Origin of the sequence: Methanobacterium sp. SMA-27, from assembly GCF_000744455.1 — an archaeon.
Lineage (GTDB): Archaea > Methanobacteriota > Methanobacteria > Methanobacteriales > Methanobacteriaceae > Methanobacterium_B.
The window spans coordinates 2,216,927-2,240,036 of record NZ_JQLY01000001.1 but is presented as its reverse complement, the minus strand read 5'-3'; the positions used below and the strand labels follow the sequence as shown (position 1 = coordinate 2,240,036).

24 protein-coding genes, 3 tRNA genes and 1 other RNA gene are annotated in these 23,110 nt (G+C 34.9%); 12 read left to right on the top strand and 16 right to left on the bottom strand.

Features of this window, described 5'->3' with window-relative positions; all coding sequences use genetic code 11:
* The first annotated feature begins 42 nt into the window (after window positions 1-42).
* On the top strand, window positions 43-246 hold the full coding sequence (locus DL91_RS11355) for a hypothetical protein (protein WP_048191841.1): 204 nt from the start codon (window positions 43-45) through the stop codon (window positions 244-246).
* A 302-nt stretch (window positions 247-548) separates the two neighbouring features.
* Here the strand turns inward: DL91_RS11355 and DL91_RS13975 are convergent, their stop codons facing one another.
* Window positions 549-857: a hypothetical protein gene (locus tag DL91_RS13975; protein ID WP_197050646.1), complete on the bottom strand. Its 309-nt coding sequence runs from the start codon at window positions 855-857 to the stop codon at window positions 549-551.
* Between the two features lie 335 nt (window positions 858-1,192).
* Window positions 1,193-1,318: a hypothetical protein gene (locus DL91_RS14435; protein ID WP_255343947.1), complete on the bottom strand. Its 126-nt coding sequence runs from the start codon at window positions 1,316-1,318 to the stop codon at window positions 1,193-1,195.
* Between the two features lie 200 nt (window positions 1,319-1,518).
* Between DL91_RS14435 and DL91_RS11345 the strand changes: the two genes are divergently transcribed.
* The gene (locus tag DL91_RS11345; RefSeq protein ID WP_048191839.1) at window positions 1,519-1,920 is read left to right on the top strand and encodes a DUF5518 domain-containing protein; all 402 of its coding nucleotides are present in this window, start codon (window positions 1,519-1,521) and stop codon (window positions 1,918-1,920) included.
* 78 nt (window positions 1,921-1,998) lie between these two features.
* On the opposite strand, the gene DL91_RS11340 is transcribed toward DL91_RS11345, so the two are convergent.
* The 4 genes from DL91_RS11340 to DL91_RS11325 all read right to left on the bottom strand — a co-directional run bounded on the left by DL91_RS11340 (window position 1,999) and on the right by DL91_RS11325 (window position 3,474).
* Window positions 1,999-2,073: transfer RNA gene (locus tag DL91_RS11340), tRNA-Arg, on the bottom strand.
* A 127-nt stretch (window positions 2,074-2,200) separates the two neighbouring features.
* A tRNA-Arg gene (locus DL91_RS11335) sits at window positions 2,201-2,274 on the bottom strand.
* Between the two features lie 8 nt (window positions 2,275-2,282).
* Window positions 2,283-3,008: a proteasome assembly chaperone family protein gene (locus DL91_RS11330; RefSeq protein WP_081882666.1), complete on the bottom strand. Its 726-nt coding sequence runs from the start codon at window positions 3,006-3,008 to the stop codon at window positions 2,283-2,285.
* A gap of 34 nt (window positions 3,009-3,042) precedes the next feature.
* Window positions 3,043-3,474, bottom strand: a complete 432-nt coding sequence (locus DL91_RS11325; RefSeq protein WP_048191837.1) for a PepSY domain-containing protein — start codon at window positions 3,472-3,474, stop codon at window positions 3,043-3,045.
* A gap of 349 nt (window positions 3,475-3,823) precedes the next feature.
* Here DL91_RS11325 and frhA point away from each other — a divergent pair, with 349 nt between their 5' ends.
* The 4 genes from frhA to frhB are packed head-to-tail and all read left to right on the top strand — an operon-like array spanning window position 3,824 to window position 7,209.
* Window positions 3,824-5,041 (top strand): coenzyme F420 hydrogenase subunit alpha, encoded by a 1,218-nt coding sequence (frhA, locus tag DL91_RS11320; RefSeq protein ID WP_048191835.1) that lies wholly within the window; start codon window positions 3,824-3,826, stop codon window positions 5,039-5,041.
* Between the two features lie 11 nt (window positions 5,042-5,052).
* Window positions 5,053-5,523 carry a coenzyme F420-reducing hydrogenase, FrhD protein gene (gene frhD / locus DL91_RS11315; protein WP_048191833.1) on the top strand — a complete coding sequence of 157 codons (471 nt, stop codon included), beginning with the start codon at window positions 5,053-5,055 and terminating at the stop codon, window positions 5,521-5,523.
* A gap of 3 nt (window positions 5,524-5,526) precedes the next feature.
* Window positions 5,527-6,315, top strand: a complete 789-nt coding sequence (frhG, locus tag DL91_RS11310; RefSeq protein WP_048191831.1) for a coenzyme F420 hydrogenase subunit gamma — start codon at window positions 5,527-5,529, stop codon at window positions 6,313-6,315.
* A 12-nt stretch (window positions 6,316-6,327) separates the two neighbouring features.
* A complete protein-coding gene (gene frhB, locus DL91_RS11305) occupies window positions 6,328-7,209 on the top strand; it encodes a coenzyme F420 hydrogenase subunit beta (RefSeq protein ID WP_048191830.1) in 882 nt (293 codons plus the stop codon).
* Window positions 7,210-7,333: 124 nt separating this feature from the next.
* Here the strand turns inward: frhB and map are convergent, their stop codons facing one another.
* Window positions 7,334-8,251, bottom strand: coding sequence for a type II methionyl aminopeptidase (gene map / locus DL91_RS11300; RefSeq protein ID WP_048191828.1), 918 nt, complete (start codon window positions 8,249-8,251; stop codon window positions 7,334-7,336).
* 319 nt (window positions 8,252-8,570) lie between these two features.
* Here map and DL91_RS11295 point away from each other — a divergent pair, with 319 nt between their 5' ends.
* The 5 genes from DL91_RS11295 (at window position 8,571) to DL91_RS11280 (ending at window position 11,268) form a co-directional block, all read left to right on the top strand.
* A complete protein-coding gene (locus DL91_RS11295; protein ID WP_048191826.1) occupies window positions 8,571-8,993 on the top strand; it encodes a hypothetical protein in 423 nt (140 codons plus the stop codon).
* On the top strand, window positions 8,990-9,565 hold the full coding sequence (locus DL91_RS11290; RefSeq protein WP_048191824.1) for a hypothetical protein: 576 nt from the start codon (window positions 8,990-8,992) through the stop codon (window positions 9,563-9,565). The genes DL91_RS11295 and DL91_RS11290 overlap by 4 nt, the downstream gene beginning before the upstream one ends.
* 436 nt (window positions 9,566-10,001) lie before the next feature.
* A tRNA-Met gene (locus tag DL91_RS11285) sits at window positions 10,002-10,076 on the top strand.
* Window positions 10,077-10,095: 19 nt separating this feature from the next.
* Window positions 10,096-10,381, top strand: an RNA gene (gene rnpB, locus DL91_RS13005) — RNase P RNA component.
* A 197-nt stretch (window positions 10,382-10,578) separates the two neighbouring features.
* Window positions 10,579-11,268 carry a GAP family protein gene (locus tag DL91_RS11280; protein WP_048191822.1) on the top strand — a complete coding sequence of 230 codons (690 nt, stop codon included), beginning with the start codon at window positions 10,579-10,581 and terminating at the stop codon, window positions 11,266-11,268.
* A 231-nt stretch (window positions 11,269-11,499) separates the two neighbouring features.
* Here DL91_RS11280 and dnaJ read toward each other — a convergent pair whose 3' ends face one another.
* The 3 genes from dnaJ to grpE all read right to left on the bottom strand — a co-directional run bounded on the left by dnaJ (window position 11,500) and on the right by grpE (window position 15,369).
* Window positions 11,500-12,669, bottom strand: a complete 1,170-nt coding sequence (gene dnaJ, locus DL91_RS11275) for a molecular chaperone DnaJ (RefSeq protein ID WP_048191820.1) — start codon at window positions 12,667-12,669, stop codon at window positions 11,500-11,502.
* Window positions 12,670-12,901: 232 nt separating this feature from the next.
* On the bottom strand, window positions 12,902-14,779 hold the full coding sequence (gene dnaK, locus DL91_RS11270) for a molecular chaperone DnaK (RefSeq protein ID WP_048191818.1): 1,878 nt from the start codon (window positions 14,777-14,779) through the stop codon (window positions 12,902-12,904).
* 53 nt (window positions 14,780-14,832) lie between these two features.
* The gene (grpE, locus tag DL91_RS11265) at window positions 14,833-15,369 is read right to left on the bottom strand and encodes a nucleotide exchange factor GrpE (RefSeq protein WP_048191817.1); all 537 of its coding nucleotides are present in this window, start codon (window positions 15,367-15,369) and stop codon (window positions 14,833-14,835) included.
* 144 nt (window positions 15,370-15,513) lie between these two features.
* Between grpE and DL91_RS11260 the strand changes: the two genes are divergently transcribed.
* Complete coding sequence (locus DL91_RS11260; protein WP_048191816.1) at window positions 15,514-15,963, top strand: ArsR family transcriptional regulator; 450 nt, start codon at window positions 15,514-15,516, stop codon at window positions 15,961-15,963.
* Window positions 15,964-16,095: 132 nt separating this feature from the next.
* Here DL91_RS11260 and hypF read toward each other — a convergent pair whose 3' ends face one another.
* The 6 genes from hypF to DL91_RS11230 all read right to left on the bottom strand — a co-directional run bounded on the left by hypF (window position 16,096) and on the right by DL91_RS11230 (window position 23,029).
* Window positions 16,096-18,411, bottom strand: coding sequence for a carbamoyltransferase HypF (gene hypF, locus DL91_RS11255; protein ID WP_048191815.1), 2,316 nt, complete (start codon window positions 18,409-18,411; stop codon window positions 16,096-16,098).
* 246 nt (window positions 18,412-18,657) lie between these two features.
* Entirely contained in the window at window positions 18,658-19,371 is a 714-nt protein-coding gene (locus DL91_RS11250) for a 4Fe-4S double cluster binding domain-containing protein (protein ID WP_048191814.1), read from the bottom strand.
* 41 nt (window positions 19,372-19,412) lie between these two features.
* Window positions 19,413-20,090 (bottom strand): trans-aconitate 2-methyltransferase, encoded by a 678-nt coding sequence (locus DL91_RS11245; RefSeq protein WP_048191811.1) that lies wholly within the window; start codon window positions 20,088-20,090, stop codon window positions 19,413-19,415.
* 38 nt (window positions 20,091-20,128) lie between these two features.
* Window positions 20,129-20,590, bottom strand: coding sequence for a GNAT family N-acetyltransferase (locus DL91_RS11240; protein ID WP_048191809.1), 462 nt, complete (start codon window positions 20,588-20,590; stop codon window positions 20,129-20,131).
* A 115-nt stretch (window positions 20,591-20,705) separates the two neighbouring features.
* A complete protein-coding gene (locus tag DL91_RS11235) occupies window positions 20,706-21,209 on the bottom strand; it encodes a cysteine hydrolase family protein (RefSeq protein ID WP_231551457.1) in 504 nt (167 codons plus the stop codon).
* 14 nt (window positions 21,210-21,223) lie between these two features.
* A complete protein-coding gene (locus tag DL91_RS11230) occupies window positions 21,224-23,029 on the bottom strand; it encodes a DNA-directed DNA polymerase (RefSeq protein WP_048191807.1) in 1,806 nt (601 codons plus the stop codon).
* Window positions 23,030-23,110: the final 81 nt, after the last annotated feature.

Here is a 23,110-nt window from a genome sequence, read left to right as displayed (position 1 = left end):
TTTATATCTGGAAATTTAAAGATAATTTCAAGGGGTGGATAAATGGATCTTAAGTCAAGTATAGGTATATGTTCAAAGGTTAAGGACTCAGATGGTAGAATGGTTGTCATACCCCAAGATGCAGATATGTTCGAGGAAAATCAAGTAGTTGTTTTAATCACTGCTAATGATTTTGAAGATTTAACCGATGAGATCAATGCTTTGATAAAACTGGTGAAAAGTGCTCAAACACATTTAGAAGATTAATGATATAATCTATGAAAAGTATCATTATGTGGAATTTTTAAAAAGATATATTAACAGTAAAAACGAATCATTCATATTAAAAAATTAGGAAGTATATTCATGAGTAGTGCTACAATAATTTTTGGAATTTTTATAGGTGGATTCATAGTTGTAACTCTGATGATGCAGGTTTTGGGAAGAAATCTTCTCAGAGTTAATAATATAAGTCCAAAAGATTAATGGACTTTATCTGTTTTTTTTATTTTAATTTGAAAAATGAATTATTCTAGTTCTATCAATAAAATCTCAAATGTACGATCCGATTACCGAATCTGTTTAAATAGTGGAATTAAAGAAAACCAGCTTATAGATTTCCATCTATCTTTATGATAATCAAAATAATGCCAATCTTCAAGATAATTAATTTTATCATTTATTTTTTCTAAATTTTTTCCGTTTTTTATCCCCCAATGGAATTGAGCTTCTATATAATATTGTTTTTTGATGAGATTCTGATTTTCACTTTGTTTAACCAATGAAGCAGGTATTGTTTCAAGTATCATTTCTGCATTGTGAAAAGATTCAACCAATTTATTTAACAATCCTGTCACTTCATGTTTAGTAAAATACATAACTATTCCTTCTGCTATTATTAAAACGGATTGATTGGTTTAATATCATCTATCCATGAAGTAATCGAAAACAGATTGGCTATCATTTTGTATTTGTCTGTTTAATCAAAAAATTGTTCGAACATGGATTGCTGTGGGTGGTCAAGATCATACTAGTGATTTTGCCATTGTCCAATCTTGAAAATCGTGTGTCAAGGCCGCAGCCTATGTTTATAATAACCGCTTGAGTATGATTTTTTTATGAAAACCTTTGTTGCATTATCTAAGATTTCAGTCTTTATTGCTATACTTAACTTGGGGCATTTTTCTTTCATCAAATTTTAAGAAATCATATTCTATATTTTCATTATTTCAACAGCTTTTTCATCTTTAATAATAGGATTGGGTTGTTTTGTCTCAAAAGCCCTGGCCCAAAGAGGGATCAACAATGTTTTAGATACGCCTTTCAAATTTTGTTTCATATTCAAATATTCTCCATAATTTAATAAAATTTAATCAATTTTTAGTATTATCTTTAATTGTTTTGATTTTTTCTAATATTTTCTAAAAGGAATTAGGGCGTATTTTATTAAATTCAGCGGAGGTTTAATTTGGGTGTAAATCTGGACAAACTTTAAGATACGGTTTGAGCTATTAAATGTAAAGATTAGGAGATGATAAAATTAATAAAGATGTAATTAAATGGAGGCCAATAATAATTGGCATAATTACGGTAATAGCATTATACATTGTATCAAATATTCTATCTGGCTTAAATATATCATTGATTGACCTTTTACTGGCAGGAATAGCTGTTGGTTTTATGGTTGGTGGAGATATCAAGGTAGGTGCAATTAACGGTGGAATTTTTGGAGTTATCGGTGGAGTTATTTTGACCATTATACTGTTGATAATGTACTACATTGCAGGATACAGTTCAGTGTTAGGACTTTTGGTATTTAGTCTATTAACCTATCTGATTTTAGGAATAATAATTGCATTAGTAGGAGGAATACTTGGATCTGTAATTAAATTAGAATCAGAAAAAAGATATCCCGAACAAGAAATAGTTGAATCAAAATAATATTTTTTTTTCTTTTTTTTAGGATGATTTCATAGAATAACTATTTTTTAAGGAAAATAAAAAATCAGTAATTATGAACGGACCCGCGGGGATTTGAACCCCGGACCTTCAGATTAGGAGTCTGATGCCCTATCCTGACTAGGCTACGGGCCCATTGGATTTGAATTCAAGAATAATATTTATTAATAGAATTTAGGTGTATTTACAATATTCTTAATTTTTTTTACAGTATCTTATCATGTATTTTAATATTCTACAATACTTCTAAAAGAAGTAATTACGGACCCGCCGGGATTTGAACCCGGGACCTTCGGATTAGAAGTCCGACGCCCTATCCAACTAGGCTACGGGCCCATTTTAAATTAACTGTATATAGGAGATTCAGGCTCATTTTCACTTTGAACGCGTTTTGCTAATTCTTTGAGTCTTTCTTCTATCTCATCTGCTTCTTTTAATAATGGTTGTGCATTCACATCTATATTCAACATCTTATTTAAAACATTCACTAAACTGGCTGCAGCCCTTGGATCTGGGTATTGATTCAAAACCTCTGCAAACAGACATGAGGCAGGTATGTTTTTTATTGCTGTTTTTGTTAATAACGAGCCTGAAAGTCCATTAACATTTCCAAATGGTAAAATCGGAAGATCAAGTTCGCCTAATTTTTTAAGAGCTTCTTCTGAGTTAGCTGCTCCTGCAACAGAGCCAGTTTTTTCCATTACTACCATACTGTTAAATGTGATAAGTCCTTTACTGTTGTTTCTCTCCATCCAATCCACTATTGCATTGGACATGTCATATGAAACATTTGGCGGTATTATGAAATCTGATAGGAACAATACAATTCCATCTGTACTGTATACTCTAAATGGATGAATTGCGATACCTTTGTATAAAACCGCAAGCGGAGGAAATTCTTTAGAATCTATATATCCAATCTGCTTCATTTTAAGTTCTTCAACAAGTAACCATCCAAGTATATTACCAATAAGGCCTAATTCTGGTGATCCTTCTAGAACTATTGCATCTTTAACATCTTCTGATACTATTTTACAACACTCTACTTCTGTCTCAACCATCTTAACCATTATGGTACCTCCAACATATTAAAATATATTTTAATTATTCCAAACTAGTTTTACCTGTTTGAGCATTTACATATATCTCTCCAATTTGATTATTATTTTTATCAAAAATTGGAACATAATATAATTGTTTTCCATCCAAAGTTATGAGCTTTGGTGTGCCGGTTATAGTGTTGGCTTCCAAATTATGATTTTGAGCAATTGTCTGAGCGTCTGATGGGGTTACTTTCACATCCACTCCTTCAGTCCCACTTTGTCCGGACGAGGTTGTTGATGGAGATTGTGATCCTGTCTGTGTCTGTGCTGCTGATGAGGAAGCTCCTGAAGATCCATGATCTGCTGCTGTTTGAGCCTGAGAGACACTAGGTTGCCATATTCCCGGAGTTTTAGTTGTAATCTGATAACTCGCAGCTGCAACGCCTATTAAAAGTACAATTACAATGGATATTAATATTTTCTTGTCAATCATTGGCTCAACTCTTTGTAAATTATTGGTTTTAGTAATATTTTTAATATCTCATATTAAGATTAGTATCTCATAAATACTAATATATTTTATATCCTCATGTTTGGATTTATAATTATCCTTTTTTAATATTAAATAGAGACAGAATAGTAGACTAATAATATAATATGCATAATTCTTACTAATTGGACACCTATATTTATTTCTTAAGTTCAATAAGGAAATCATAGTTTAGTTCCTCATTATATATAAATTTTGCACTTTATCCTTCAAAGAAAAGGTTATAATATAATATATAATCAAGAGAAATATTGATGTTCAAAAGATTATATAAAAACAAGAGGTGATACATTTGAGCGAAAAAATAGTTATATCGCCAACGTCACGACAGGAAGGACATGCAGAATTAGTCATGGATGTCGATGATGAAGGAATCGTAACTAAGGGGCGATACTTTAGTATTACTCCTGTTAGAGGTCTTGAGAAAATAGTAACAGGCAAAGTTCCAGAAACAGCACCTGTAATAGTACAGAGAATCTGTGGTGTCTGTCCTATACCTCACACTCTAGCATCAGTAGAAGCTATAGACGACTCTTTAGGTATTGAGATACCAAAAGCAGCTAGGCAGTTAAGAGAGCTAACATTAGCAGCTCACACAGTAAACAGCCATGCAATACACCACTTCTTGATAGCAGCTGACTTCGTACCTGAAAACCTAATGGCAACAGCCATAAACTCTGTTTCCGAGATAAGGAAAACTGTACAGTACGTAGTTGATATGGTTGCCGGAGAAGGTATACACCCATCAGATGTTAGAATCGGTGGAATGGCAAGCAACATAAGTGAACTTGCAAGGAAAAGGTTATACTCCCGTACAAAAGCACTTATACCAAAAGTTGATGCACACATTGACCTTATTGTAGGTTTAGTTGCAGATAAAGACCTCCCAGCAGGTTTAGGTGTTACAAACGCACCAACTTTAGCCACACACCATACTTACGGTGACAGAACCAAATTCGATCTTGAGAGGTTCACAGAAATCATGCCCGAGACATGGTACGATGACCCTGAAGTAGGTAAAAGAGCATGCTCAACCATACCTCTCTACGATGGTAGAAGCGTAGAAGTAGGTCCTAGAGCTAGAGCAGCAGTCTTCGGAGGCTACTCTGGTGAGGGTGTTGTTGCTCAGCACGTTGCAAGGGCAATTGAAATGAAAACCAATATGTCCAAAATTGTAGCTATTCTTGGTGAATTGGACACATCAGCTCCTGTAATGGCAGACTACGATGTAACTGGTACTAACAAGCTTGGTATCGGTGCAATCGAAGGTCCAAGGGGAATGGATGTACACATGGCCCAGATCGCAGATGGAAAAACCCAGTTCTACAGCTGCCTAGTCCCAACAACCTGGAACATTCCAACCATGGGACCAGCAACCGAAGGATTCCACCATGATTTCGGACCTCATGTAATACGAGCATACGACCCTTGTTTATCATGCGCAACCCATGTGATTGTAGTTGACGATGATGACAGGAGTGTCCTTAAAAACGAAATGGTCAGGATTTAAAGGGAATTAACATGCCATACGATGCAGAGATATTAATTGTCGGCTGTGGAAACATCTTGTTCAAAGACGATGGATTTGGACCAGCAGTTATTGATGCTCTAGACGAGTTATCAAAGGAAAAACCACTACCAGATAATACAATGACATTAGATGCCGGAACAGGTGGCCCACACTTTGTATTCTCACTTCCCCATGAAACATGGAAGAAGATGATAGTTGTGGACATTGTAGATTTCGGTGCAGAACCAGGAACCATCAGAGTGTTTAGTGTTGATGAACTACCCAAGGGAGCATATGAAAATATGCATTCATGGCCAGTTAATCAGCCTTTGCATGATCTGAGCAAGGTCTGCGAAGTAATGGTAGTTGGTGTCCAGCCAGAATCAATCTCTGCCCCCGACATTGAGTTGGGTTTAACAGAATGTGTGGAAGATGCAATTCCCAAGGCCATTGAAATAATTTTAAAAGAAATAGAGGTTTAGCCCATGTTAGCCAAAATAAAGGAATTTTTAGGAATGGAGGCAAAACCAGAAGAACTAGCTTCAAAAGAGGAGGTTGAAAAAGTGGCTGAAGAAAAAGCAAGACCAAGAATCGGTTACGTCCACTTATCAGGATGTACCGGAGACGTTATGTCGCTTAGTGAAAACTACGACATTTTAGCCGAATTACTCACCAATATGGTGGAAATTGTTTATGGACAAACACTGGCAGATGTATGGGAAATGCCAGAAATGGACCTTGTACTTGTAGAAGGTTCAGTATGTCTGCAGGACGAACATAGTATCAAAGAGCTCATGGAAGCAAGGGAAAAAGCCGGACTCGTAGTAGCTTTCGGTTCCTGCGCAGCAACAGGGTGTTTCACCCGTTACTCCAGAGGAGGACAGCAGGCTCGCCCAGATCACGAATCATTCGTGCCAATCGCAGACCTTGTAAAAGTAGATTGTGCAATACCAGGATGCCCACCATCACCAGAAATAATTGCAAAGACAGTAGTAGCTGTAATTAACGGTGACATGGATTACCTACAGCCAATGATTGATTTAGCTGGTTTCACTGAAGCATTTGGAAACGACCTTCAGTACAAGGTAGTAAACCAAGCCCTATGTATTGGATGTGGAACATGTGCAATGGCCTGTCAGACCCGTGCATTAAGCATGACCAGTGGTAGACCAGAATTTAACAGTGATAGATGTGTTAACTGTGGTATATGTTACACTCAGTGCCCTAGAAGCTGGTGGCCTGCAGATAGGATTAAACAGGACTTGGGGTTATAGGAGGACGAGAAAATGGTATTAGGAACATACAAAGAAGTTGTTACTGCAAGATCAACTGACAAAAATATCCAGAAGATCGCACAGGACGGAGGAATTGTTTCTGCTCTCTTCTGCTACGCCCTTGATGAGAAAATTATAGATGGAGCTGTTGTTGCAGGACCTGGAAAGGAATTCTGGAAACCAGAACCAATGGTTGCAATGAATTCTGATGAGATACTAGCTGCTGCAGGAACCAAGTACACATTCTCACCGAACGTTTGGATGCTTAAAAAAGCAGTAAGGCAGTATGGACTTGAGAAAGTTGGTACTGTCGCAATTCCGTGCCAGACTATGGGTATAAGGAAAATGCAGTCATATCCATTCGGTGTGAGATTCCTTGCAGATAAGATTGCTCTATTAACAGGTATATTCTGTATGGAGAATTTTCCATTTACGTCACTTGAAACATTAATGGCAAAAATGGGAGTTTCCCCAGAGCTAGTAGAGAAAATGGATATTGGAAAAGGTAAATTCTGGATTCATACAGCAGATGAGGTGTTATCACTTCCACTCAAAGAAACTCACGGCTACGAACAGAGTGGATGTAAAGTCTGCCTTGACTACGTTTCTGAATTATCAGACGTAGCTACAGGTTCAGTTGGATCAGGAGATGGTTGGTCAACAGTATTCACACGTACAGACGCTGGAGAAACAATATTCAAAGCAGCAGTCGATGCAGGTGTTATTGAAACCAAAGCTATTGATGAAGGCAAATTTGGTCTAGAGATGCTCACAAAGCTTTCAACTCAGAAAAAAGAGAAAGCAATGAAGGAGATCGACAGACGAAAAGCAATGGGATTACCAGTTCCATACAAAGGAAGTAGCGAGAAGGAAGATCCACTCGCAAACGTCTAAGAAAAGAAATTGTACAGAATATAGTAAAGTGGGATTTAATCCCCTTACTTCTGTCTTTATTTTTAGAATAATTTATTTAAGTTCTTATTTTAATTTAAATCAATATAAAAAAATTAAGAATATTTTATTCGGTTATTATTTTACATCCGTCAGACTCCACAATTACTGTGTGTTCTGCTTGAGCAACCCTTGCATTACTTTTTTCCTTTAAAACATGATATGGATATATTGCACGTGATGATAGAAGTTGTCTCATTGCCATATTAAGTTGTTTCGAGTTTATATGTTCTGTTAACCATCTTTGGGAAAAAGGAAGAGTCCTGTAATTTATTTCAATTATTTTAAGAAGTTTTCTTGCTTGAGCCATACGCATTGGACGATCTCTTAGGAATCTGAAGATATATGTATCATTCATATCTCCCACACGACCGATTCCATTAGTTACGAATGGTTCTATTGCAAGAACATCTCCTTCTTGGATTATATGTTTATTATCTTCTTTAATATTCGGAACAGAAACACCTGAATGCAGTATCCAGCGATCCATACTATGTCCTGTTAAATTGGAAACTGAATTCAGGTTGTTCTGATTAATAGTTTCTTCAATAGTAGTTCCAACCTTACCAATTTCAATACCATCTTTTATAGTATTAATAGCACTTTCAAGAGCATTTTGTGCTGTTTCTATCATCTTCAAGTTTAAATCCTGTTCAGATGAATCAAGATCAGTGTAATCATCGGCACCAACAAGAACACTAACTGCAGAATCTGCAATATAACCATCTACATGAGCACCTAGATCAATTTTAACTAAATCTCCTCTTTTAATAGTTGAATCATCCCCTGGAGGTGATGTATAATGTGCAGTTACTTCATTTATAGAAACATTACATGGAAATGCGGGCATTCCTCCCATTTCAATTATATTATTTTCAACATATTCAACAAGATCTATGATTTTCATATCAGCTTTGATATGATCAACAGCCATTTTTCTGACCTTTGAAACGATTTGGCCTGGTTTTTTATACATTTCCATCATAACACTCACTTATACTATTTAAAATTGATTACAAATAATTTCTTTTATTTTGATTTAAACTCAATTAATATTAATATTTTAATACTTCTTTTCAACTAGTTCAACTAGTAACTTTAAAATAACATCTAATACAATATTATTATAAAAACCACTATATAAAAATCAAGTGCAATAATTTTTCATATTTAAGATGTGAATAAAATACAGGTCTATGATTTAGAATCCTTCAAATTAATTTATATTGAAAATAGGAAGGATATTTGGTTAGTTTAAAAAAAATACATATATAAGTTTTGATAAACTGTAAAGGGGTAATAATATGGTAGCAATTGATCAAAATGTATTTTATATAGTAATAGCGGCCATAGTGGTTGTTGGACTTATAGTTGCACTTACGCAATGGAGAAGAGTTAGAGAAGCACAGACAAATGTTGAATTTCTTACAAAACAGGCTGAACTCAAAAAGATAGAATTGGTGGAACGTGACCTTGAATCTAAGCGTATGATGAGCGATATTGTTCTTCCAAAAGATCAGCAAGAAAAATTAACTAATATTAGGGAAACAACTTCTGATCTGATGCATAAAGCAGGATATCTCCACAGTGAGATAAACGAAAGGGTTAATCGTCTTGAAGCAAAAACAGAATATGCAAAACTCCAAAAACTACTTATGGATATAGAAAAGAAGGAAGAAGAACTTGAAAAGAAAACAGGTAAAGTCAAGGAGGTAAAACGTAAATGACCCCATTGGAATTACTTGCGGTACTCATACTTGCAGGGGCCATTGTAATTTTGCTTTATTACTATCTGCAAGATACCAGAAATCCATCATTTTCCAGGGCCCGTTCTGTAATAAATGAAACAGGAGAAAAAGCTCGTTCAGCAGTTTCTGGAGCCGATGAAAATAAAGATGAAAATGGAATTGGTGATAAGATGTCAGGAATGGGAGAGAAAGCTCGTTCAGCAGTTTCTGGAGCTAGTGAAAAAGTAACAATTGAGGGTAGTATGATTGACGGAGTCAGTGAAAGAATGGCTGGCGTGAGTGAAAAAATAAAAGGAACTGTTAAGGGTGTTCCAAAGAGCACAGATTTACTCTCAAGTAAGATAGAGTTATTTTTGGATGATAAAAGTGATCAGCTAATTAAAGATTGGGAACTTGCAACCAAGAATGATGTTGTTGATCTCGAAAAAAGGTACAGTAAAGTGTCTAGAGATTTAGGAGAACTTGACAGTAGATTCAATGAATACAGAGGATACACCAATAAAAAACTAGAAAAAATTGAAGAAAGGCTAGATAAACTCGAAAACATTTGAAGAATAATCCAATAACCAAATACTGATTATTTAAATTTAAGCTTAAAGTATAAACTAAATATAAATTACCATCTATTTTTATATTTTTTATAGAAATATTAAGAATTTTATGCTGAATGATGGTTATGAACGGATTATCTTTTTAATGGGTCAAATAATAATTTTAAATATAACTAAATATTTGTATCAAATCATGTAGTTTTTCTTTCCTAAATATTTTAAATTACACGATAACACTTTCCTAAATGAAGTTCTTGTTCTGATAGTTACACATCCATAATCACTGTTACATGTTATCATCTTGATAAAGAAGATACTATGCATTATATTAAATCAAGCAACTTAGTTAAATTAATGGAAACTGTTAAATTAGATGTTCAATTGGAAATATTCAATGCAAAACTTTATATGCTGTAAGGATAAACAGTCATAGTACAGCGGGGTGGGGTAGTCTGGTGATCCCGCGGGGCTCATAACCCCGAGAGCCCTAGTTCAAATCTAGGCCCCGCTATTTTTATCTTTTTTAAATGGCAAGCCGAAGGGCAGCTAACGGTTTTTCGTAAACTGAGGAAACTCCATCCATCATACAGAACCGTGGTGTCAGAAGGCATACGCTGAGAAGCGTGACCATGGAGCAGAAACGACACGTATTCTGATGAATGAACATGATGCGAAGCTGACGACATCAGAAGAAACGGTGAAACGGCCATTCCACGGGATGCAAGGGTAAATACTACTCATGAGTCCTGTACGAAGTAGAGGTAATCCGCATAGATGAATGCTGCTTAAACAGAAGGTGGGTTACTCTCGGCATGCCATTTAATTAATTTTTATGGTATTTTTGAATTAATTATTCGATAAGAAAAATTCTTTAATTTTTCAAGATTTTAATATAAGTTGATGAACTATAAAAATCAAGATTATTACAATATTGTAAATGAATGTTGAAATAAACATTTATAATATTAAATTTAAAAAAATAATTAAGAATATTGATTAAAAACGGTTAAATTATGTCATCATTCTTAACGCTTCTAACACAGATTATACCACTTGCATTAGGTGCAGCTGTTAGTCCTACAGCATTAATGGGGATAATACTCCTTTTATCAATTTCTAAAAGACCAAAACTCCAAGGTTTTGGATATTATCTTGGTGCAATCATTTTGATTTTAATAGTTGTTATTCTTGGAATACTTCTTAGTGCAGGAGTAACCGCAACATCTCCAACACCTGATCCAACATTAGCAGGAATTGATGTTTTATTGGGTATTATTCTGTTATTATTTGGTATAAAAAGAATTTTTCAACCTCAAAATGCTCCAAAAAAACGTTTTCAAGGAATTGGTAAAGAATCATCAAATTTAATATTATTTATTGAAGGGTTATCATTTGGATTTGGAATGTTTTTAATAAACTTCTCAACTACCATAATTATTCTTGAAGCTGGCAAAGAAATTGGAGTATCATTGGTTGATCCAATTGGAAAATTAATTATTGTGATAATTTTAACATTCATAACACTGATGGTTTGTGAAGTACCTCTTGGAATATATCTTTTATTTCCAGAAAAGGCTAATAATATTCTGTCAAAAGTTAACAAATGGATGCAAAGAAATGGGCATTATCTAATGGGAGTAGTTCTAATCGTAATTGGTGTTTACCTTGTATGGGTGGGATTATTTAAATTAGGAATTATTTAAATTTCAGGTTAATTAATTGAAATCTCAACATTTATTCCAACACATGAGGACATAAGGATCTGCTTTGTGTCATGGATCGAACTCAATCAATATAAAAGCAGTATACTAAAATAAAATAAATTAATTAATATTACAATAGAGTTTTCATGTAGCTGGCATTGATTTAATTGATTGTATTTTACAAGAGAAAAATAGAAAATTTAATGTTTAAAATAAAATGATGAAAAGTTATCAGTGATTAATAACTTCCTTTACTTTTTCAAAAAAACCTTTATCCTCAGCATATATTTCTTCACCACTTACATCAGCAAATTCTGCAAGAAGTTCCTTTTGTTTTGGGCTGAGTTTCTTTGGAGTAACTATCTTAACCTTGACGTAGAGATTACCTTTACCATTCCAACGAAGATGTGGCATTCCTTCACCACGTATTCTGAATGAAGTTCCAGTCTGTGTTCCTGCAGGTATTTTAAGATCAACGGCTCCTGTTAATGTGGGTGCTTCAACAGTATCTCCTAACGAAGCCTGTACAAAGCTTATTGGCATATTATATATGAGGTCTGATCCTTCTCTTTGGAATAACTGATGTTTTTTCACACCTATCATAACATAAAGATCGCCAGGAGGTCCTCCTCGTTTTCCAACATCTCCTTCACCGGGTACACGTAAGCGACTGCCATCTTCCACACCGGGAGGTATTTTAATATGGATGGTACTTTTATGTTTAACTATTCCTTTTCCATGACATTCAGTACAAGGTGTGTCAATAATTTGTCCTTCTCCTCTACATGTTCTACATGGGCGTACTGTTGCAAACTGACCTAATGGGGTGTTGCTGACCTGGCGAACCTGTCCAGAACCACCACATTCAGGGCATGTTCTGGTGTCTGTACCAGGTTCTGCTTTTGTTCCCTGACAGTTTGGGCATGTCTTTTTATGGGGTACTTCTATGTCTTTTTCAAGGCCCAATGCTGCTTCTTCAAGGGTAATGTTCATTTCATAGTATACATCTTCACCTTGGCTTGGCCCATTTCTAGTGTTCCCACCAAATCCAAATAGGTCAAAAATACTTTCAAAACCGCCTCCACTGCGATTTCCTCCTTGACCTCCACCAAATCCAAATCCTCTGAATATGTCATCGAAGTTAACATTGTTGTATATATCTTCCTGCGAGAATCCATTCATTCCTGCATGTCCATATTGATCATAGGTCTGTCTTTTTTCTGTATCAGAAAGTATTGCATAAGCTTCGCTAATTTCTTTAAATTTTTCACCTGACTCTTTGTCTTCGCTTACATCAGGATGGTACTTCATCGCTAGTTTACGATAAGCCTTTTTAATATCTTTTTTGTCTGCGCCCTTATCCACTCCAAGGACTTCGTAGTAATCACGCTTTTCTGCCATTATAATCTTACCCTCAATTAATTTTGATCACTCATTGATCAACATGAAATTTTTATATGAATATAAGTATGAGATTTAAATTATTATACTGAAACTATTTAATTGATGTCATCAATCAATATTAAAATTTTTATGATTACATAACATGAATTAATTTAGTAATATTCTAAGATTCTTTAGATTAAAATAATTAATAGAGCAGGAAATAAAATTCCTGACTCTAATATTTAACTTATTTTTTTACTTCGTAGTCTGCATCTATTGTTTCGTCGTTGTCTTTGTTATCCTTTTGAGTTTCTTCTGATTCACCTTGAGCTTCCTGTTGTGCCTGTTGTGCCTGTTGTGCCTGTTGTGCTTCTTGGTAAATTGCAGCTCCTATCTCCTGAACGATCTTGGTTAGTTCATCTGTCTTAGATTTAATTGAATCTAGATCATCACCTGCAATAAGTTCCCTGAGTTCTTTTATTAGACCTTCAATTTTGGATTTTTTGTCTGCGTCTACTTTGTCGCCCAGTTCTTCTAAGGTTTTTTCTGATGTGTATATCATTGAGTCTGCATTGTTTCTAATTTCAATCTCTTCTTGGCGTTTTTTGTCTTCTTCTGCATGCTGCTCTGCTTCTTTAACTTTTCTTTCGATTTCTTCTTTTGAGAGCTTGTTTGGTGCTGTTATTGTAATTCTTTGTTCTTTACCGGTTCCCATGTCCTTTGCAGATACATTAATAATTCCATTAGCATCTATATCAAATGAAACCTCAATTTGTGGGATTCCTCTTGGGGCCGGTGGTATTCCAACGAGTTGGAATCTGCCGAGTGTTGAATTGTCAGCTGCCATTGGCCTTTCACCCTGAAGCACATGTATGTCCACAGAAGGTTGACTGTCAGCAGCAGTTGTGAAAACTTGACTTTTCTTAGTTGGTATGGTGGTATTCCTTTCAATGAGCTGGGTGAAAACTCCTCCAAGAGTTTCAATACCTAGAGATAGGGGTGTTACATCGAGTAGTACTAGATCTTTGATTTCACCGGCCATAACTCCGCCCTGGATAGCTGCTCCCATTGCAACACATTCCATTGGGTCTATTCCACTTTCTGCTGGTTTTCCAATGAATTTTTCAACAAATTTCTGTACAACAGGCATCCTTGTAGGTCCTCCAACGAGTATGATCTTGTTTATGTCTGATTTACTCATTTTAGCGTCTTTAATTGCCTGTTCCAATGGTCCTGAACATTTTTTAATGATAGGATCAACAAGTTCTTCAAGTTTGGCCCTTGTAAGAGTTGCTGTAAGGTGTTTAGGACCCTCTGCAGTTGCAGTAATGAATGGTAGATTTATATCACTTGTTAAGGTTGTTGAAAGTTCTATTTTAGCTTTTTCTGCTGCTTCCCTTAGCCTCTGAACTGCTTGATCATCCATCATTAGGTCAACCCCAGTGTCACGTTTGAACTCTTCAGCTAAGTGCTTCATTATGGAGTTGTCCATATCAGTTCCACCTAGACTAGTATCACCGCTGGTTGATCTTACTTCAAATACTCCTCCTCCGAAATCCATAACGGTGACATCCAGTGTTCCACCACCGAAATCGAATACTAGTATCTCTAATTCCTCTTCAGCTTCTTTGTCTATACCATATGCAAGGCTGGCTGCTGTTGGTTCGTTAACAAGACGTACAACTTCAAGACCAGCTATCGTTCCTGCATCTTTAGTAGCTGTTCTTTGATTATCATTGAAATATGCAGGTACAGTGATTACGACTTTGTTTACTTCCTCTCCTAAAAATGCCTCTGCATCTTTTTTAATTTTTTGTAATATGAAAGCTGATATTTCCTGTGGGGTGTATTCTTTACCTAGGATGTTGACTTTGTAATCTGTTCCCATACTTCTTTTTATGGCGCTAATGGTGTGTTCTGGATTTGTTACTGCCTGTCTTCTTGCAGGTTCACCAACAAGACGTTCTCCATCTTTAGTGAAAGCTACATAACTTGGAAATGCTTTACCATATTGTGTTGCACCTTCTGCACTAGGAATTATGGTTGCTTTACCACCAATTAGTGCTGCTGCTGCTGAGTTACTTGTACCCAGATCTATACCAATTATTTTCTCTTTCTTTGCCATAATATTCACCTCTTTTATTAATACACGTCATTTTTAAATTTATAAGATTAAGATTACTTCTTTTTACACACTTTAACCATTGAATATTTGATTACCTTGGATTCAAGGGTATAGCCCTTACCAAGCTCTTCTATAACTGTTCCTTCGTCATAATTTTCATTGTCTTCTACCATGAGGGCTTCATGTTTATAAGGGTTGAATTTTTCTCCTGATGCATCAATCTCGCAGAGACCTTCTCCTTTGAGTATGTCTTCGAGTTTTTTATGTATCATTTCTACACCTTCTTTAAGGTCATGTGATTTATCTGCTTTTAAAGCCCTTTCAAGGTCTTCATATACATCTATAACCTTAAGAATCAGTCCTTCATTTGCGTATTTAACATAGTCTTTAATCTCTTTTTCTGATCGTTTTTTGTAGTTATCGAAATCAGCCTGTAGCCTCAGTACTTGAGAGTGGTAATCATCCACTTTATCCTTTAGATTCTGAATTTCATCATCTTTTTCCTGATTTTCCTTGGTTTTTTCATGGATATCAGTTTCAAGACGGGCCAGATCCTTTTTTAACTTCTCTAATTCTTGTTTATCATTCATTCATTCACCTTTTATATGGTATAAAAAGAACAGTAACCTTTAACTATTATAGTTACAAAAGGTTATATAAATCTTTCGCACAACTAGTTAAATAAGTACTAATTATAACATCATAAAGATCATAAAATCAACAAGTGGAATAACATGGATTTAGAAGCAATACTTGATGTGATGGGCTGTAAAACCCGAAGGGATATCATAAATCTTTTAACTGACGAGCCCAGATTTGTGAGTGAAATATCGAAGGAACTTGAAGTTGGACAGAAGGCCATAATAGAACATCTGAGGGCAATGGAAGAATTAGGGTTACTCAGTTCTTCATTCCAAAAAATAGAAAGGGGTAGGCCTAGGAAGTACTATGACATATCTCAGGACATTCAAATACAGATTTTTATAGGTCCTGGTGCAATTAAGATGAACGTTATAGGTCAGGAATTCTCAGAGCTACACACACTAGAGGGCAGAATTCACATGGGTGAAACAGAAGTAACAGAAGAACTTCAAAAACTTATTAAAAAATATGACAATGCAAAAAAACATGCAGAAAAACTTTTAAGTGATCTTGAAGTCCAGAAAGATAAAACATCCCAATGAACACCTCAAAAAAATACAGTAAAAGAATTTTAATAAGATATGGTTAAAACAATTTCCTTATCAGTTATCCTAACTAAATCATTCCAATAACTAAATTTTTAGAGTGAAAATTTTTTATTTTAAATATAATTTTTAAATTCCCTTTGATTTCCAGGCTGCAATTGCTGCTTGCCCAATTGATACAGAACCATCACCGGCACAAGTATTCTTATGTTGTACAAAGTTATAACCTGCAGATTCAACCGCTTTCTTCACTGTAACACTTATGGCCTCATTATAGAAAACTCCTCCAGAACCACCTATAATTTTGACTCCGGTTTTATCAGCAGCATTTATAGCCATTTCTGCAAGCCCAAGAGCTAATGCTTTCTGTGCAGCAACTGCTATATTGGCTATTTTTCCCCCATTTTGTTTCATTTCTAAAGCTGAAATTAAAATTTTGGATGTATTTAGAGTTTCCATTCCATTTATAGGGCTTTTATCAATTTCAATTGGAATTTCAAGCGTATCTTTACCATAATACGCTGCAGATTCGAGTTTCATAGCACATTCGCCTTCATAGGTTCTTTTTCCACAAATTCCCAGTACAGTGGATATGGAATCAAGAACTCTGCCTGTACTTGTAGTGATACTTGTGTTAAAATTCTGTTGAAGCTGTTTTGCAACGAGATCCACTTCAATGTTGCCATGTTTGAAGTATTCTATGTATTCTGTTTTCATTAGATCCACTAGATCATCAGTAGCAATGTGTTTAAACAACATTGACATGACCATTCTTGCAGGATATTTGGTTGTTAAATCACCACCAGCCATATTTTGTTGCATTAGACTGCCCAGCCTTTTGTAACTAGATCCATGTGATAGGAGAATTTCACCTCCCCAAGCATTTCCATCATCACCGTAGCCTACACCGTCTGCTGCTATGCATATGAGTTCATCAACGCTATTGTCAACACATAGGGCTGCAGCATGGGCGTGGTGGTGTTGCACCTTTAAAATTTCAGATCCAAGATCTTTACCCATTTTCTCTGCAAGTTTGGTGGTGAAGAACATTGGATGCAGATCGCATGCAACTACATCAACAGATTCAGTCTTGGTAATATTCATCATATGATCTACAGCGTTTTCTAAATATCTAAATGTTTCATACTTAGTTGTGTCTCCTATGTGTTGGGAGACATAGCATTTACCCTCTTTAAGAAGTGAGAATGTTACATCTATTTCTGGGCCAAGTGCAAGTACATTTATATCAGAAGCTATTTTAGTAAAATCATATGGTTCAGGAACATAACCTCGTGAACGTCTTATAAATGCCATATCATCTCCCCTAAATCTGACAACAGAGTCATCACACCTGTTAACTATTTTACGGTTGTGTAGGAGGTAATAGTCAGCTATTCCATCAAGTTTTGATATTATCTCTTTATTATCAATGAGCATGGGTTCTCCAGGGATATTGGCAGAGGTCATTACATATGCTGGCTCATTAGTGTAGGTAAAAAGTAAGTGGTGTAGTGCAGAGTAAGGAAGCATCACACCGAGATTATGAAGAACAGGCGATACAGAAGGTGAGAGAAAGTAATTATTATTTTTATTTAAAACTACAATGGGCCGTCTTCTGGATGTTAAGGTAGTTTTTTCATTGTCTGAAACCTCTGCAAAGGTTTTTATGGTATCTACATCGGGAGACATACAAGCAAATGGTTGGTTGTATCTTCCAAGCCTTTTTCTAAGTTCTTCAACAGGACTGTCTTCAGTTGTTTTAACAACCAGGTGTGTGCCTCCAATACCTTTCACAGCGAGAATATTTCCCTCATCAATTAATTTAGATGCTTCTTTCACAGGATTATCATATTTAATCATTTCTTCTTTGTATAAAAATACTTCAGGTCCACAAACTGGACAACAAGTTGCTTCTGCGTGGTATCTGCGATCTTCAGGATCAGTGTATTCTACTGTACAATCTTCACAGAGTGGAAAATCACTCATGGAAGTACGAACACGATCGTATGGAATTGAACTTATAACAGTGAAACGTGGGCCACAGTCTGTACATGCAATGAATGGATATTTTTGTCTCCTGTCTAAATTATTAAATACTTCTTCCATGCAGTTGTCGCACGTTGCAATGTCTGGTGGTATAACAGAGGAACCAGAGAAGTTTTCTAAACTTTCAAGAATTACAAAATCGTTGAATTCAGATTGAACATCATGTTCTAACCATTCTATTACAAGAGTGGTTATTTCGGATATTGGGGGCTTATTTTCTTTTAAATTATTAATAAACGCGTTAATTTCATGCTCAGACCCTTCAACAATAATTTCGACAATATTCCCCATGTTACGAACATATCCATTAATTTGCATTTTATGAGCTATCCTGTACACTGTGGGTCTGAACCCAACTCCCTGAACTATTCCCTGCACAAATATTCTGGCTTTTTCCAAATTCACACCCCTGAAAGTTTCTTTCAAAGATTTAAATGATATAATATTTTTAATCCTAAGTAGATTTTATAAATTGTTTAATTCTTCATTCTTATATAATTCAAGATAATGGATACAAAAGATCTTCAGTAATTTATAAAAAATCTTGAATATTAAGCTGTTTTTAACATTATTAAATAGTTTTTAAGGATATTTGAACTTTATCCTATATTTAGTGGAAAGTTACATTTATTTGTAAACTATGGATTAAAATTTGATACTATCTCTACCATAGGGACAGTTATAAATGCATAAACCACAAACGGGTATTTTACCGGCGTCTTCCATTATTTCAAAGTATTTTTCACACTTTCTAGCATCGTATCTAGCATCACGATCATCTTCTGCATTGAAAATTTCTCCTGTAAATGCTGAAACAGGACATGTATCAATACATTCAGTACATTCGCCACAACGATTTTCAACTGGTTTTCCTGTTGGGTTAATTGGAGCATTTGTAAGTATTGTTGGCCATCTTACTCTGGGACCAGCTTCGGGAGTTATTAAAAGGCAACTTTTACCAATCCAACCTAATCCTGCCATATTCGCTGCTAATTTATGTGAAAAAACTGCACAAATCCGTTCATTATCATATCTTTCAGATGCGGGAATCGGAAGAGCATTATATCCCTTATTTTGAATTGTACTGCTCAAACGTGATGTTATAAGATCAAGGCGCATGTTGATAATATCATAGGTGTGGTGTTTGTAGTTTACAGCAACAGATTTTTCAAATCTATTTGGGAGTTCATTTACAATAGTATCTAATAATTTGATTCCTACTGAAATTGCAGTAGAATAACCAGTAACACTGTTTCCTCCTTGTTTTTTTATGAAATCTGCAGCTGTAGTTAAATCTGCAACTCCATAAAAATCAGCTCCAAGTTCTCTTGCAAACTTATCCAGTTTTTCTTCAAACAATTCTTTGCCTCCACAAAAACTATTTTTACAATCAAATTTTTTCACTTTTTACCATATAAAATGCAGAAATTGTAATATTTGTAAAAAACATCCACATTTGTGAAACCACAGCTTTTTAGCCATTTAAGATTATTTTCTAGAGTTGCTGGTCTGTCGTGTTTCATCCTATCGAATATTATCCCTGTTTCACTTGGGGATAATGATTTTAACTCAATTTTTTCAAACCAATTCCTTTGATAAATATCCTCATTTTCCAAACTAGGTGCATATACTTGGTCTAAATTTAGGAAGATACCTCCAATATTGAGGCTTTCATATATTTTAGAATAAATAATCCTTTTTGAATGGTCTTTAAGATGATGAATGGATAGTGAGGATATCACTATATCATACTTTTCAACAAAATCAGCTTCAAGGTAATCGCCATTAATAAATTTAAAATTAGGATTTCCTTTAAATCTTTCTCTGGCTATATTTAGCATTTCATCGGAAATATCCAATAATGTAAAATGTCCTCGAGAATACTTCTTTAACATGTAATTGGTAAGCAGTCCTGTACCTGCTCCAAGATCCAGTATTTTAGGTCCTGGTATCTTACAACTTGCAAGTTCTGTCATGATACTGTACATTTGATCCAAATTTGGAATGATTTGATGCCTTTGTCTGTCGTATTTTTTAGCACCTCTGTCAAATTTAGATTTTAAACTTTTATCAACCATTTCTAATCATCCCAGAATTAAATTAACCATCTTCAGTATTATTCATTTTTCAATTGTTTAAGAATGACATGTTTAGGATGGAAGCCATATTGATTGTAAAACTTTATTGCAACATCATTACCCACAGATATTTTTATTTGTCTATTTTCTACATTATTTGAATCCATCCAGCTCAGTGCACGCTTCATAAGGGTATCTCCAATACCCAAAGTGCGAAATTTTTCGTCTATATATATTGAGTCAATTTCACCGTTTTCATATGAAAATGAACTTATACAATATCCTACCACCTTATTAATCGTATTATCTAAAGCCAAATCTAATCTTAACTTTCCTTTGTTAGATTTTTTAATTAATTCATCCTTTCTGTCCTCAAAAAGAATATTTAAATAATCTTGATGGAAGTTCTTAGATCTTAACTGATGGTGATGGTTAAGTTTTTCCCACAAGTCTTTTATAAGGTCAAGTTCAGTCTCATCAGTTTCAAGATAGCTTATCATGGAATAAATATCCATTAACTCATTATTAAATATTAATTCATTGAAGTATTTAAATCAATAATTAGTATTATTATTCTTAAGAGTTTTTATCCATTCATCGACTTTTAAAACCTTACTAAACTTCATGGCTTGTGTAATCAAGATTGAACGATGTAGTTCTTCCGCACTGACATATCCCTGCATAATTGAACACATCTAATGTTCCAGTTGCATCAGAAAGAAATTCCACGTTGAATCCTAGATCAAATGCCTGTCTTGCTGTTGTGTCACAACACATTTGGGTCATATAGCCTGCAATTGTAACACTGTCTATATTATGTTTTTTCAACCAGTCTTCCAGATTAGTTTTAGTAAAACTTCCGGGAAGGGTCTTTTCAATTAATGTCTCATGATGTTTTGAAGCTATATGGCTCTGAATGTTCCATCCATCACTTCCATAGGCAAATGTTGAAGCATCAGATGGATTGGTATGTTGTATAAGCACAATTGGAATTTTTTGAAATTTTGCTATATCCATAGCAATTAAAATATTATTAAATGAATTATCAGGGTACTTTATTGGTAATTTTCCTGTAAAATACTCATTTTGAACATCGATTATCAGAAGTGCCCTCTTCATATTTTCACTCAATTTTATTTATCATCATGTATATCATCTTTTGGAATATATGTGGCATAGAACCCATCTGTATCTGCATAAATGGCCTTAAAACCATATTTTTTAGCTTGAACCATTGTTTTTTTAATAAAATCTCTTCCCCAAGCAGTTACAGCCTCTGCGCATTCTATTCTGTACCATCTAAATCTGGAATATCCATAAACACCATACATGGAATTTGCTAATCTTTTAAGAGCCTGTTGCTGAACATCTAATACCTGTTTTTCCCGTGCATTCTCAGCATTGTTCATTTGAGTTTTAAGTCTTACTCTTTCTTTCAAAATATTCCCAATTATTGATGGAACAAAGCCAACAGGTTCTTTTAGAAACTTATGACCTACTTCAGGTGCTACATAACAATTGTTTATGTCACATTCATCAACTAATGTGTCGGGTGAAACATTTTTAGAGATTATTATGCTGGGGTATAGGCTCCTGAAATCGAAAGAAACAATATTTTCATGTAAACCCATAACAGGATCTTTTACATAACCGCCTGCGGCTTTTTTACCTCTTCTTTCAGAATACTGTGATGATGAAGGTTTGTTAGGTACCATATCTCCTATTTCATAAGCTTTTCTGATAAGATACCATTCAACCATCTGACCTGTTGCCATCCTGGCGATATCAAAGAATGGTTGGCCAACTATCCTAGTAAATTCCATGCTCAAAGGTAACATTTTTTCTCCAATTTTTGTGACTGCTACAGCATCATCAAGGGAATATTTGAAGAGTTTTTCAAGCATTTCACCACCATTGTCCCAGTACTCAAATATTTCATCCCCTGGAACATCTTCCTTTTCCACTCCAAACAGCTCTCTGTAAACCCTTTCAAGGGTATATCGATCTAGCTGTAGATACCTTCTCATTAAAAGATAAAGATCCACGTGTATTCTCCCTTTTACAAGTGCAGAGTTTGTGTAACCTCGTCTCATAAACTTCAAACCGGATCCATCTGTTCCAATTCCCAATTTTACATTGAGTTTGGCTGCTCTATCACGAATGTAGGGCATATCAAAGTTATCAGAATTATAACCAATCAAAAGGTCAGGGTTCTCTGATTTGATTATTTCAACAAATCTTTGGAGCATATGTGCTTCTGTTTTAAGGGTTTCAACATATTTTAAGGGGGATTTCTTGGTTGAAAGAACCTTTTGTAATCCATAATTACTTGAAAGACTAATCATTATAATTGGATCTTCCTCGGACTGGGGCATTCCCTTGGGATTACGCACTTCTATATCAAAACTTAATGTTTTGAGTTCAGGAAATTCTGAATTTATCGGCTTTGGCTCGCCATTCATCTCAAAAACACAAACATCGCTTTCACACATGAAATTAATTGAATTTTCATCAAGACATTGTCCATCAACCTCAACTTCGGCCATAGGAAATATTGCCTTGTCAATTAAATACCTTCGATAAAATGGAATATCATGTTCCATTATATTGTTAACCGAATCAAGATCTCTTATCTTATCTCTTAATTTAGGAACATCTTGGGGATGATTCAGTGTAATCTTTAAAAAATCTTTAATTTCACCCATATATCCTTTTCGTGCCCAACCAACCATCTCAATTTCATCAAACTCATTCAAATCTTCAATACATTTCTCTTCGTCTTTGGGAACAACATAGATATATGGTTTAAAATGCTTATCAAGGACGATTATTGATTTACCCTCATCATCTCCCTTAATTTTACCGAACATCCTGATAACAGCCTTATCATCTTCTGTTATATAATCTATATCCAGAAGCACGAATCTTTTACTCTCCATAAACTTTTATTTATAGTGTGAAGGTTATATAGGTTGTTAAATTCAGATATTGGGTGGTACTGTTTGGGTCTAAATATTCGA

Bases quoted from the DNA above. Each gene is read 5' to 3' on its own strand.
- DL91_RS11355 (WP_048191841.1), top strand. From the start codon at position 43: ATGGATCTTAAGTCAAGTATAGGTATATGTTCAAAGGTTAAGGACTCA.
- DL91_RS13975 (WP_197050646.1), bottom strand. From the start codon at position 857: ATGTATTTTACTAAACATGAAGTGACAGGATTGTTAAATAAATTGGTT.
- DL91_RS14435 (WP_255343947.1), bottom strand. From the start codon at position 1,318: ATGAAACAAAATTTGAAAGGCGTATCTAAAACATTGTTGATCCCTCTT.
- DL91_RS11330 (WP_081882666.1), bottom strand. From the start codon at position 3,008: ATGGTTAAGATGGTTGAGACAGAAGTAGAGTGTTGTAAAATAGTATCA.
- DL91_RS11325 (WP_048191837.1), bottom strand. From the start codon at position 3,474: ATGATTGACAAGAAAATATTAATATCCATTGTAATTGTACTTTTAATA.
- frhD (WP_048191833.1), top strand. From the start codon at position 5,053: ATGCCATACGATGCAGAGATATTAATTGTCGGCTGTGGAAACATCTTG.
- frhG (WP_048191831.1), top strand. From the start codon at position 5,527: ATGTTAGCCAAAATAAAGGAATTTTTAGGAATGGAGGCAAAACCAGAA.
- frhB (WP_048191830.1), top strand. From the start codon at position 6,328: ATGGTATTAGGAACATACAAAGAAGTTGTTACTGCAAGATCAACTGAC.
- map (WP_048191828.1), bottom strand. From the start codon at position 8,251: ATGATGGAAATGTATAAAAAACCAGGCCAAATCGTTTCAAAGGTCAGA.
- DL91_RS11295 (WP_048191826.1), top strand. From the start codon at position 8,571: ATGGTAGCAATTGATCAAAATGTATTTTATATAGTAATAGCGGCCATA.
- DL91_RS11290 (WP_048191824.1), top strand. From the start codon at position 8,990: ATGACCCCATTGGAATTACTTGCGGTACTCATACTTGCAGGGGCCATT.
- DL91_RS11280 (WP_048191822.1), top strand. From the start codon at position 10,579: ATGTCATCATTCTTAACGCTTCTAACACAGATTATACCACTTGCATTA.
- dnaJ (WP_048191820.1), bottom strand. From the start codon at position 12,669: ATGGCAGAAAAGCGTGATTACTACGAAGTCCTTGGAGTGGATAAGGGC.
- dnaK (WP_048191818.1), bottom strand. From the start codon at position 14,779: ATGGCAAAGAAAGAGAAAATAATTGGTATAGATCTGGGTACAAGTAAC.
- grpE (WP_048191817.1), bottom strand. From the start codon at position 15,369: ATGAATGATAAACAAGAATTAGAGAAGTTAAAAAAGGATCTGGCCCGT.
- DL91_RS11260 (WP_048191816.1), top strand. From the start codon at position 15,514: ATGGATTTAGAAGCAATACTTGATGTGATGGGCTGTAAAACCCGAAGG.
- DL91_RS11245 (WP_048191811.1), bottom strand. From the start codon at position 20,090: ATGGTTGATAAAAGTTTAAAATCTAAATTTGACAGAGGTGCTAAAAAA.
- DL91_RS11240 (WP_048191809.1), bottom strand. From the start codon at position 20,590: ATGATAAGCTATCTTGAAACTGATGAGACTGAACTTGACCTTATAAAA.
- DL91_RS11235 (WP_231551457.1), bottom strand. From the start codon at position 21,209: ATGAAGAGGGCACTTCTGATAATCGATGTTCAAAATGAGTATTTTACA.
- DL91_RS11230 (WP_048191807.1), bottom strand. From the start codon at position 23,029: ATGGAGAGTAAAAGATTCGTGCTTCTGGATATAGATTATATAACAGAA.